The organism is Streptomyces sp. NPDC057438 (genome assembly GCF_042802995.1).
Taxonomy (GTDB): domain Bacteria; phylum Actinomycetota; class Actinomycetes; order Streptomycetales; family Streptomycetaceae; genus Streptomyces.
In genome coordinates, this window is record NZ_JBHVDD010000151.1 from 1 (window position 1) to 10,770 (window position 10,770).

9 protein-coding genes are annotated in these 10,770 nt (G+C 73.0%); 2 read left to right on the forward strand and 7 right to left on the reverse strand.

Annotated elements, in window-relative coordinates; all coding sequences use genetic code 11:
• Positions 1-371: 371 nt before the first annotated feature.
• From paaE to ACFU5F_RS41005, 7 genes are all read right to left on the reverse strand, one after another.
• On the reverse strand, positions 372-1,547 hold the full coding sequence (gene paaE, locus ACFU5F_RS40975) for a 1,2-phenylacetyl-CoA epoxidase subunit PaaE (RefSeq protein WP_383898605.1): 1,176 nt from the start codon (positions 1,545-1,547) through the stop codon (positions 372-374).
• Positions 1,547-2,053, reverse strand: a complete 507-nt coding sequence (gene paaD, locus ACFU5F_RS40980; protein WP_383898607.1) for a 1,2-phenylacetyl-CoA epoxidase subunit PaaD — start codon at positions 2,051-2,053, stop codon at positions 1,547-1,549. Before paaD ends, paaE begins: the two co-directional genes overlap by 1 nt.
• Complete coding sequence (gene paaC, locus ACFU5F_RS40985) at positions 2,047-2,874, reverse strand: 1,2-phenylacetyl-CoA epoxidase subunit PaaC (protein ID WP_383898609.1); 828 nt, start codon at positions 2,872-2,874, stop codon at positions 2,047-2,049. The genes paaD and paaC overlap by 7 nt, the downstream gene beginning before the upstream one ends.
• A gap of 10 nt (positions 2,875-2,884) precedes the next feature.
• Positions 2,885-3,151, reverse strand: coding sequence for a 1,2-phenylacetyl-CoA epoxidase subunit PaaB (gene paaB, locus ACFU5F_RS40990; protein WP_028796737.1), 267 nt, complete (start codon positions 3,149-3,151; stop codon positions 2,885-2,887).
• Positions 3,152-3,261: 110 nt separating this feature from the next.
• Positions 3,262-4,257 (reverse strand): 1,2-phenylacetyl-CoA epoxidase subunit PaaA, encoded by a 996-nt coding sequence (gene paaA / locus ACFU5F_RS40995; protein ID WP_383898611.1) that lies wholly within the window; start codon positions 4,255-4,257, stop codon positions 3,262-3,264.
• A gap of 268 nt (positions 4,258-4,525) precedes the next feature.
• On the reverse strand, positions 4,526-6,097 hold the full coding sequence (locus ACFU5F_RS41000; RefSeq protein ID WP_383898613.1) for an amidohydrolase: 1,572 nt from the start codon (positions 6,095-6,097) through the stop codon (positions 4,526-4,528).
• 54 nt (positions 6,098-6,151) lie between these two features.
• Entirely contained in the window at positions 6,152-7,648 is a 1,497-nt protein-coding gene (locus ACFU5F_RS41005) for an APC family permease (protein ID WP_383898615.1), read from the reverse strand.
• 141 nt (positions 7,649-7,789) lie between these two features.
• Here ACFU5F_RS41005 and ACFU5F_RS41010 point away from each other — a divergent pair, with 141 nt between their 5' ends.
• Positions 7,790-8,407, forward strand: coding sequence for a TetR/AcrR family transcriptional regulator C-terminal domain-containing protein (locus ACFU5F_RS41010; RefSeq protein WP_383898616.1), 618 nt, complete (start codon positions 7,790-7,792; stop codon positions 8,405-8,407).
• 77 nt (positions 8,408-8,484) lie between these two features.
• A complete protein-coding gene (locus ACFU5F_RS41015) occupies positions 8,485-10,656 on the forward strand; it encodes a hypothetical protein (protein ID WP_383898618.1) in 2,172 nt (723 codons plus the stop codon).
• The last annotated feature ends 114 nt before the right edge of the window (positions 10,657-10,770 follow it).

A 10,770-nucleotide genomic window follows, 5' to 3' on the forward strand; every position in this document is an offset into this window, starting at 1 on the left:
GGGCTGCTCCGGTCGGTCCGGGTCAGGCCGTGGTGCCGCGGGCCGTCGCCCGGGCCTGCCGGTGCAGGATCCAGCCCGTCAAGGCGAGCGCGGCGGCCGAGGCGGCGACGCCGAGGACGGTCGCACCGGTCGAGGCGAGGCTGCCGCCGCCCCGGTGGTCGTGGAGCCGCCCGTGCCGCCGGCGGCGCCGGTGGTGCCGCCCGAACCGGACGCGGATCCGGACACCGGGCGGGACGCCGAACCGCCGGTGGAGGTACCGCCGTCAACCGCCACCCGTCGACGCGCCACCGTCGTCGGTGTCCACCGGGTCCAAATGCAGGGGCTGCGCCCCGTGCCCCTCACCCGACAGCGCACCCCGCCCCGCCCCACCCTCACGTGTCGAAGTCGACCGTCAGCGTCTCCGACACCGGGTACGACTGGCAGGTCAGGACATAGCCCGCGTCCACCTCCGCCGGTTCGAGCGCGAAGTTGCGGCGCATGTCGGCCTTGCCGTCGGTGACCAGAGCCCGGCAGGTGCCGCAGACGCCGCCCTTGCAGGCGAACGGCAGATCGGGACGTGTGCGTTGGGCGCCCTCCAGGATGCTCCGCTCACGGGGCAGCGCAGCGGTGGTGGAGCGGCCGTCGAGGGTGACGGTGACCTCGCTGACGGGCCCTTCGGCGGCGGCCTCCTCGTGCCGCACCTCCCGTACGGGTTCGTCGTCGGCGTAGAACAGCTCCTGGTGGACACGGTCGTCCGGCACCCCGAGTCCGGCCAGGACCCCCTGGGCGTCACGGACCATGCCGTGCGGACCGCACAGCCACCAATGGTCCGCGCTGCCGACGTCGACCAGGGAGCCGATCAGCGCCGAGAGCCGGTCGGCGTCGAGGCGGCCGGACAGCACCTCCGCCTCACGGGGTTCACGGGACAGGACGTGGGCGAGTTGGAAGCGGGCCGGGTACAGGTCCTTGAGGTCGGCCAGCTCGTCGGCGAACATCACCGTGCCGCTGCGGCGGTTGCCGTAGAAGAGGGTGACGGTCGAGGCGGGGTCTGCGGCCAGGACGGACTCGGCGATGGAGACCATGGGCGTGATGCCGGAGCCCGCAGCGATCAGCACATGGTGGCCCGGGGTGGCCAGGTCAGGGGTGAAGAACCCCGTGGGGCCCATGACGTCGACGGTGTCGCCGGGCCGTACGTCGCCGACGAGCCATGACGAGAACAGCCCGCCCGGCACGACCCGCACACCGATGCGCGGCGTCGTACCGGCCGGCGAACAGATCGAGTACGAGCGGCGTTCGTCGCGTCCGTCGATCTCACGCCGCAGGGTGAGCGACTGTCCGGGCGCGAACGCGAACTCCTCCGCCAGTTCCGGCGGGATCGTGAACCCGACGGCGACGGCGTCCTCGCAGAGCGGCTCCACGGAGGCGACCCGCAGGGCATGGAAGGCCGGGCGGCGGCGGGTGCGTGCCACCGGGGTGACGGAACCGGCCCCTACCGGCGCGGAGGGAGCGGCCGGGGCGCCCGCCCCGGCACGCGGGCCTCTCGTCGGTTCTTCCTTGAGGCCTTCCATCAGATCTCCTTGACGTGCTCGAACGGCTCACGGCAGGCGCGGCAGCGCCACAGGGACTTGCAGGACGTGGCGGCGAAGCGGGAGGTCTCCTCGGTGTCCGCCGAGCCGCAGCGCGGGCAGGCGACCGACCGCCGGGTGGGTGACAGCAGCAGGGGGACCGGGCCCCGTGGTGCCGCGCCGGGCGGGGCGATGCCGTGTTCGGTGAGTTTGCGGCGGCCGTTGTCGGTGATCCAGTCGGTGGTCCACGGGGGGTTCAGGACCGTGCGGATCTCCACCCGCGCGTACCCGGCGGCGCTCAGCCGGGCCGCCACGTCGGCGCGCATCTCGGCCATGGCCGGACAGCCGGAGTAGGTCGGGGTCAGACTCGCGACCACCGTGCCGTCCTCGGTCAGCTCGACGTCGCGCAGGACTCCGAGGTCGGCGAGGGTCAGCATGGGCAGCTCGGGGTCCGGCACCTGCTCGGCGATGTGCCGGGCGCGCCGCGCCTCGGTCGCCACGGTCACCATGTCGCCTCCGGGTGGGCGCGGGCGACGCTCTGCAACTCGGCCAGCAGCGGCACCAGATGCTCGGTGTGGTCGCCGGCCCGTCCCGCGCCGGGCAGCGGCCGGTAGACCGGCATGGGCAGTCCGGCCGCGTCGGTGACCTGACGGAGCACGTCGGCGACCTCGTCCCGTACGTCGTGTGCGGTGAACAGCTCGCCGACGTACGGGGCCACCTGCTCCATCGCACGGCGCATCCGCCGGTGCGACTCCTCGGTGCCGTCGCCCAGCCGCACGGCCCATTCGGCGGCGTACTGCCGGTGATAGGTCAGCTCCTTGACGCCCTTCGCCGCGATCGCCGCGAGCACCGGGTCGGGGTGTCCCACCAGCCGCTCGAAGTGCGCGAGGCGCCAGCTGGACAGCACCAGCAGCCGGACGATCGAGAACGCGAAGTCGCCGCACGGGAGTTCGGCGAGGCGGACGTTGCGGAAGTCGTCGGCATCCCGGAAGTAGGCGTACGCGTCCTCGCCGCGCCCGGTGCCGTCGACCTGCCCGGCGCGGGAGTACAGCAGGCGTGCCTGGCCGAGGAGGTCGAGGCCGATGTTGGCGAGGGCGACCTCCTCCTCCAGCTCGGGCGCGCGGGTGGTCCACTCGGCGAGCCGCTGGGCGCTGACCAGCGCGTCGTCGGCCAACGACACGCAGAGCGCGGCGAGCTCACCGGCGTCCACGCCCTCGGGCACCGTGGTGTCCACACCGTGCAGCGGGTCCTCGAAACCGGTCCCGTACGCCCAGCGGGCGTCGTCCTCGTGTCCCTCGGCGAGGCTCAGGTAGACGTGGTCGTCACTCATGCCCTGCTCCTCAGATGTGCGGGACGTCGTCGGGGATGTCGTAGAACGTGGGATGGCGGTACACCTTGTCGGCGCTGGGCTCGAAGAAGGGGTCCTTCTCGTCGCGGGTGGAGGCGGCGATGTGCTCGGAGCGCACCACCCACAGCGAGACGCCCTCGTTGCGGCGGGTGTAGAGATCGCGGGCGTGGGTGAGGGCCATCTGGTCGTCGGCGGCGTGCAGCGAGCCGACATGGACGTGGTTGAGGCCGCGCTTGCCGCGCACGAAGACCTCGTACAACGGCCAGTCCCCCTTGTCCGGGCGGGCCGCGCCCGTGTCGTTCGCGGGGGCCGTGCCACCGTCGCCCGTACGGGCCGCGCCTTCGCCGCTCGTACCGGTCGTGCCGCCGTTCATGCCGCCGTCCCCTTCCGGGCTCGTTCGCTCTGCCGGGCCGCGTGGGCGCCGGCCGCCTCGCGGACCCAGGCACCTTCCTCGTGGGCGGTCCGTCGCCGCTCCGTCCGCCGCTCGTTGCACGGCCCGTCGCCGGTGATCACGCGCTTCAGCTCCTCCCAGTCGGGGGTGCCGAAGTCGTGCCGGCCGCGCTCCTCGTTCCAGCGCAGTTCGGGGTCGGGCAGGGTCACGCCGAGCTTCTCCGCCTGCGGTACGGTCATGTCGACGAAACGCTGCCGCAGCTCGTCGTTGCTGTGCCGCTTGATCTTCCAGGCCATGCTCCGGGCGGAATTGGGCGAGGCGTCGTCGGGCGGGCCGAACATCATCAGCGAGGGCCACCACCAGCGGTTCACCGCGTCCTGGACCATCTCCCGCTGGGCGTCGGTGCCGCGCATCATCGTCAGCAGCAGCTCGTACCCCTGCCGCTGGTGGAACGACTCCTCCTTGCAGATCCGCACCATCGCGCGCGCGTAGGGTCCGTACGAACTCCGGCACAGCGGTACCTGGTTGCAGATCGCCGCGCCGTCCACGAACCAGCCGATCACCCCCACGTCGGCGAAGCTCTCCGTCGGGTAGTTGAAGATCGACGAGTACTTCTGGCGGCCCTCGATCAGCCTCCGGGTCAGGTCCGCGCGGTCGGCGCCCAGGGTCTCGGCCGCCGAATACAGGTACAGCCCGTGGCCCGCCTCGTCCTGGACCTTGGCGAAGAGGATCGCCTTGCGGCGCAGCGAGGGCGCCCGGGTGATCCACTCGCCCTCCGGCTGCATGCCGATGATCTCCGAGTGGGCGTGCTGGGCGATCTGCCGGACGAGCGTCTTGCGGTAGCCGTCGGGCATCCAGTCGCGCGGCTCGATGCGCTGATCCCGCGCGATCGTCGCCTCGAAGTGCTCCAGCAGCGCGTCCGGGGCTCCCTTGGCGTCCTGGGACGTCGCCCCGGTGGAGTCTGTCGTCGTCATCGATACCAGCTTCCCAACCGACCATTCGTTCGGGAACAGTGTGACGTGATTCGGGCGGGCAGGCAAGACCCGCCCGCCTTCCCCCCTGCGATCAGTAGCTTCTTCTCAGACCCCGACGGCCCCGGATCACCTGACCGTGACGCACGGCGACCGAAGGGAACGGTCCGAGGTCACCGCGAGCGCTGTGCCCTGCTGCAGATCTGATGCCCGGCGACAGGACCGGGCGGGGCGGGCGGCTCCATGCCCCCGCCCCACCTCTCGCCCTCGCTCACAGCGCCCTGTGCACCACGTGCCCGCCCGTCACGGTCAGCAGCACCGGTGCCTCCGCGACCTCGTCGGCCGGCGCCTCGACGGGGTCGGCCCCCAGCGCGGTGAGGTCGGCCCGGAACCCCACGGCGATACGGCCGGTGACGCCGGCCTCGCCCGCGGCCAGTGCCGCGTGACTCGTGCAGCCCTCCAGCGCCTGTGTCCCGGTGAGTCCCGTCCCGCCGGACGCCGCTCCCCTCGGCTGCCTGGCCGTCGCCAGCACGGCTCGCGCGTCGTAGTGGGCGATGGGCCAGTCCGACCCGAGGGCGACCACCGCGCCGGCGTCCCGCAGATCACGCAGCCGCCACGCCCGCGCCGCGCGTTCCCCACCGAGCCGCAGGGACCACTCGTCGGTCAGGTCCGCCCGTGTGTAGTCCGTGTGCGGGGGCTGCATCGAGGCGATGACCCCCACCTCGGCGAACCGCGCCACCAGCTCGTCCGGTACCGACTCGATGTGCTCCACCCGGTGCGCGAGCCGCCCGCTCGGGCCCAGGGAGGCGACGGTGTCGAGGACGTGCCGCACGGCGGCGTCCCCGATCGCGTGGGTCGCCGTACGAACGCCGGCGCCGTGCAGTCGCCGTACCGCGTCGCTGTAGGCGGCCGGGTCGGGCCAGAACGCGTCGGTGCCCTGGCCGTGGCAGTCGGGGTGGTCCAGCCAGGCGGTGCCGCCCTCCACCGTGCCGTCCATGAAGAACTTCACGCCGCCGACCCGCCAGTGCCGTCCGCCCCTGCTCTGGAGTCCGACGAGGTGCGCGAGGTCGTCCGCGTCGGCGCCGGGCATGCACCAGGGCGCGAACCGCAGCCGGAGCGGCAGCACCGACTCCTCGGCGACCGCGGCCACCAGGTCGAGGTCGCCGAGGTCCATGACATGGGCGCCGGTGAGCCCGGTGGCGGCCATCGCGCCGAGCAACTCGGCGAGCCGGGCACGTCGTTCGGCGTAGGAGGGCCGGGGCATGACGGGCTGGAGGAGTTCCATCGCGGCGTGCTCGACGAGGTGGCCGGTGAGCCGTCCGTCGGCGTCGACGACGATGTGCGAGCGCTGTTCGAAGGCGCGCGGCCCGGTGATGCCGGCGAGCTTGAGGGCGGCCTCGCTGACGAGGGCGGAGTGCCCGTCGTACAGGCGCAGGAACGCGGGGGCACCGTCCAGGACGTCCTCGACGAGGGCGCGGTCGACGCTGCGGCCGCCGAAGACGTTGTGGTCCAGGCCGTGGCCGATCACCCAGCCGTCGACGCGTTCTCCCGAGGCGAGCGCGGCACGCAGGCCGTCGAGGTCGCGCACGGCGTTGAGGTCGATGCCGGTGGCCATGTCCAGGCCCCACACGGGGTGGCTGTGGCTGTCCACCAGGCCCGGCACCAGGTGGGCGCCGCCCAGGTCCACGGTCTCGGTGCCCGGCCCGTGCCAGTCCCGCAGGTCCGTCTCCTCGCCGACGGCGGCGATCAGTCCGTCGCGCACGGCCAGCGCGGTGGCGTGGGGCCGCCGGGGGTCGAGGGTGCGGACACGGGCGCCGGTGATGACGAGGTCGGCGGTGGACATGGAAAGGGTCTCCTCCGGTGAGGGTGGTGGGGGCGGCGGTCGGCTGGGGCGGGGTCAGGGCCCGGTGTCGGCCGGGGGTTCGGCGGCGAAGTTCGCGTAGACCTCGGGGCGGGCCCGGCGCAGCCACCGGGCGAGGACGAGGCCGATGACGAGGACGGCGGGGACGAGGGCCGCCAGGAGGGTGTTGACCGTGGTGGAGGCGCCGGTGAACTGGTCGAGGTGGCTGACGACGAGGGCGATGGCACCCGCCAGGAGCACCGCCGCGACGACGGGGGCGACGACCGTGCGCAGGACGCCCTCGGAGTGGGTGATCCGCCGGAAGTAGAAGGGCACCGCGAGCGCCGCGAGCAGTTGCAGCAGCATCAGGGCGAGCATGCCGGGGGTGTTCACCCACAGGAGCAGCTGCATGTACGGGTCGGCGCCGGCCGCGGCGAAGACCAGGACGACGATCGCGCCGAGCACGGTCTGCGCGATGCCCGCGACGTACGGGGAACGGTGGCGCGGGTGGACGCGGGCCAGGGCCTTGGGCAGGATCCCCTCCTCGGCGAGGGCGAGTCCGTAGCGGTTGATGGCGTTGTGGAAGGCGAGCAGGGAGGCGAGGACGCTGGTGACGATGAGGACGCGCATCAGGTCGGCCGCCCAGGGTCCGACGTAGGTCGTGATGGCCGAGAAGAACAGGGCCGCCGGGTTGGCGCCGGCCGCCGCGATGACCTGGGCGTCGCCGAACGCCTGGATCACGGTCCAGACGACGAAGGCGTAGAAGAGGCCGAGGAACCCGATGGCGAGGTAGGTGGCGCGGGGCACCGTGCGGGCCGGGTCGCGGGCCTCGCGGCGGTAGATGACGGTGGACTCGAAGCCGGTGAACGCGGCGAACGCGAAGGCCAGGACCGCCACCATGCCGGGGACCATGACGTTGTCCGGGGCGAACGAGGCGGCGGAGAGGCCGTCGGCGCCTCCCTTGATCAGCACTCCTCCGGCGAGCAGGACGAGGATGCCGGTCTCGGCGACGAGCAGGACGCCGAGGAGTTTGGCGCCGAAGTCGATGGACCGGTAGCCGGCCCAGCCGATGAGCAGCAGACCCACGAGGGAGACGGGCAGCCACGGGACACGCGCGCCGAACAGGGCGTCGGCGGTGTCCCGGGCGGCGGTGCCGAGGAGGCCGTAGACGCCGATCTCCATGCCGTTGTAGCCGACGAGCGCGAGGAGCGCGGCGCCGATACCGGCCCGGCGGCCGAGGCCCCGGGTGATGTACGCGTAGAAGGCGCCGGCGCTGCGGACGTGGCGGCTCATCGTGGTGAAGCCGACGGCGAAGACGGCGAGCGTGAGGCCGGCGACGAGGTAGCCGACGGGGGCGCCGATGCCGCCCATCAGGATGGCGAGCGGGGCGACGCCGGCCATCACCGTGAGCGGGGCGGCGGCCGAGACGACGAAGAAGGCGATGTCGGTGGTGCCGAGCGAGCCGGACCGCAGGGACGGCGGCGGAGAGTCCGCGCCGCCGGCCGGGCCGGGGGCGGTCGCCCCGGGGGCGGTCGCGTCTGGGGTGACGGTCATGGGGAAAGCCCTTCTGCTGCGGGCGGGGGCGGGAGAGCGGGCCGTGCGGGATCACCTGGACCCGTAAACCTAAAGGCTTTCGGTTTTCGCAATGTAGCCTTCACTCGGACTGCTGGGAAGACCCCGGAGGGGACGGACGACATGGGACGGCCGCGCACACCCCTGCTCGACAGGGAGCGCATCACCACCACGGCACTGGAACTCCTCGCCGCGCAGGGTGAGTTCAGCGTGCCGCAGATCGCACGGCGGCTCGGGGTGCAGACCGGGTCGGTGTACCACCATGTGGACGGCCGGGACGGCATCGTGGAACTGCTGCGCGAACGGGTCGCGGCGGGCATCGACGCCTCCGCCCTCGCCCTCCGGCCCTGGGATCGCGCCCTGGAGACGTGGGCCCGCTCCTACCGTGCCGCCTTCGCCGCCCATCCCCGGGCCATCCCGCTCCTGATGACCTCTCCGGTACGGGCCCCGCGCGTCCTCGAACAGTACGAGCGGGCCGTCACCCTGCTCCTCGACGCGGGTTTCCCCCTCCCGGAGGTCATGCCGGTGCTGGTCGCGCTGGAGAACGTCGTCCTGGGCTCGGCACTGGACCTCGCCGCCCCGGTGGCCATGTGGGAGATCACCGACGAGTCGGCCGCTCCGCACCTGGCGCGGGCCCTGGACGCGGTGGGCGACGGCCGCGCGGACGCCGCCTTCGAGTTCGCCCTCGACGGCTTCCTCGCCCACGCGCGAGGACGGCTGGAGGCGGCCGCACAGGGCTGACGGGACCCGTTCCGAGCCGGGCGGCGTACGGCGAAACTCCCGTGCGCCGGTTCGTACACCTCTGCGATCATCCCGCAATGACGCAGAGTCTCGCATCGCTGGTCATCCGGCACACCCACCGCCTGCCCGCACCCGAGGGGTCCGCAGGCGACGGCGCCGCGGCCGCGCGGCAGTTCGACGCCGCCCTCATGGGCGTGGGCTTCAAGCTCTCGGCGGAGCTGCTGCGGCGGCTGTCGGGACTGTCCGGGGCGGCCGTCCTGCACACCGCCCGGCGGACGCTGCGCATCGTGCGCGAGATGGTGGGCGACCACGTCCGCCACAACTCCTACTTCATCGACTTCCCGGCGAACGTACCGGACACCGAGGAGTTCTGGGCACGGTGCGTCGCCCAGGCCCTCGGCGACGAGAAGTCGCGCGAGAACGTGCTGACCCAGCTCGCGAACGGGGTGCTGGACCTGCTGAGCCTGCCCACGTACGGCCGCTACCAGCACACCTACGAGGAGATGCTGGCCGCGCAGGACGAGCTGATCGCCTCGGCCGGCGACCGGGTGACGGTCCTGCACGCCGGCCGGGCCCTGGACGACGAGCTCTCCGACCTGTACCTGGCCCTGGCGGGCAGCACCACCCCGCTGGGCGAGGAGCACCTGGCCGACCTCCGGCTGCTCGCGGAGCGATGCGCGCTCGGCCCGCAGCCGGAGAGGGTCCCGGTGCGGGAGAACCGGGCGGTCGTCAACACGGCCCGGCTCGGCGTCGGCGCGGACCTCCTTCTCGACACCGTCACCGACGTGCTGCGGCTGGCCTGCGCGCTGTCGGGCGGCGACGTGACGCTGCAGGAACCGACCCGGTTCCGGCCGCTCGCGCGTCCGGTGCGCCGGGCCCTGCTCGCGGGCCTGGACGCCGTGGTCGCGGCGAACCCCGCGAAGCTCGCCGACGTGCACACGCACCGGGAGCCCTTCAAACGGCTCGGTGAGCGCCTGCACCCCCACGAGTACCCGCGCTGGCCGCACGCCGCCGACGTGTTCGCCGTCGCACGCGGCGAGAAGGAGGCGCGGTCCTTCGGCAGCCGGTTCGAGCAGCTGCTCGACACGGGCGATGTGCTCGGTGTGGTGAGGCTGCTGGAGTCCGCTCCCGGCAGGCTGTTCCGCGCCCTGGACCTGCTGCTGCGCGCCTCCACCGACCAGACGGAGCGGGACGCGGTGGTGGACGCCGCGGTACGGGCGGCGCCCGGGGTCTCCGCCCGGGTCGTGCTGTCGGTGCGCGAGCACTTCCACAACCGCGAGCGGGAGAGCGACCGGCCGCGGGTCTTCGTCAACCGCCGGGGCCGCGCCTGGGTGAGCCCGGACCGGCGGCGGCCCGTCCCGGCCGCCGACCGCGACCGGCTGATCGCCGCGCTCGACGCCGAGATCCGGCGCCGGCTGCCCAGGGCCGGTCGGCTGCTGGTCGACCCCGACATCGTCGACGTGGCGCTGCCGCTCAGCGGCCGGGCGACCTCGGCCGGGCTCGGGGTGCTGCCGCGCGGGTCGGTCTCGGCGGTCGAGGGCGAACTGCTGCGGTTCTTCGTCTACTGGAAGGAGACAGCGCGGCGGACCGACTACGACCTCTCGGCACTCCTGCTGCGCGCCGACTACAGCACCGACTCCTGGCTCTCCTACACCTCCCTCACGGCCGGCGGGGGCGAGCACTCGGGCGATGTCACCGAGGCGCCCGACGGGGCCTCGGAGTTCATCAACCTCTCCCTGGACCGGGTGCGGACCCCCCTCGTCGTTCCGCAGGTCAACATCTACGCGGGCGAGGGGTTCGAGGAGGTCGAGGAGTCGTTCTTCGGGTTCATGCTGCGGGACGGCGAGCAGAAGGGCCGGCCCTTCGAGCCGCGCACGGTGCGGATGAAGTCGGAGCTGCGCGGAGTGGGCCGGGTGGCGCTGCCGCTGGTGTTCCGGCGCGGGGACGACGGCCGGTGGCGCGCGAAGTGGCTGCACCTGTATCTGAAGGGCGTCACGGAGGCCAACCGGGTGGAGGAGAACCAGGTGTCGGTGTCCAAGGTGGTGCGGGCCGTCGTGGAGCGCGAGCAGCTGACGGTGGCGTACCTGATCGACCTGATGTCCGACGGCGACACGGTCCTGGACCTGTGGGACGGGCGGTCGGTCCCGGACGAGCCCGTGACCTACCTCGGCCTCGAACGGCCCGAGGGGCTGCACCCGGACTCCCGGATCATCACCCTCGAAAATCTGCGCGACCTGATCCCGGACTGAGTGCTAGCGTTGGCCGCGGCGAGGCCATGGAGGGGCTTCCTTCTCATTCACTCCAAATGATTCAAGTCCTTCCGCTCTCCTTGCCACCGACGTAGGTCCGGGCGGCGCCCGCGC

Coding starts and splice junctions, on each gene's coding strand:
- paaD (WP_383898607.1), bottom strand. CDS start 2,053: ATGGTGACCGTGGCGACCGAGGCGCGGCGCGCCCGGCACATCGCCGAG.
- paaA (WP_383898611.1), bottom strand. CDS start 4,257: ATGACGACGACAGACTCCACCGGGGCGACGTCCCAGGACGCCAAGGGA.
- ACFU5F_RS41000 (WP_383898613.1), bottom strand. CDS start 6,097: ATGTCCACCGCCGACCTCGTCATCACCGGCGCCCGTGTCCGCACCCTC.
- paaC (WP_383898609.1), bottom strand. CDS start 2,874: ATGAGTGACGACCACGTCTACCTGAGCCTCGCCGAGGGACACGAGGAC.
- ACFU5F_RS41005 (WP_383898615.1), bottom strand. CDS start 7,648: ATGACCGTCACCCCAGACGCGACCGCCCCCGGGGCGACCGCCCCCGGC.
- ACFU5F_RS41015 (WP_383898618.1), top strand. CDS start 8,485: ATGACGCAGAGTCTCGCATCGCTGGTCATCCGGCACACCCACCGCCTG.
- paaE (WP_383898605.1), bottom strand. CDS start 1,547: ATGGAAGGCCTCAAGGAAGAACCGACGAGAGGCCCGCGTGCCGGGGCG.
- ACFU5F_RS41010 (WP_383898616.1), top strand. CDS start 7,790: ATGGGACGGCCGCGCACACCCCTGCTCGACAGGGAGCGCATCACCACC.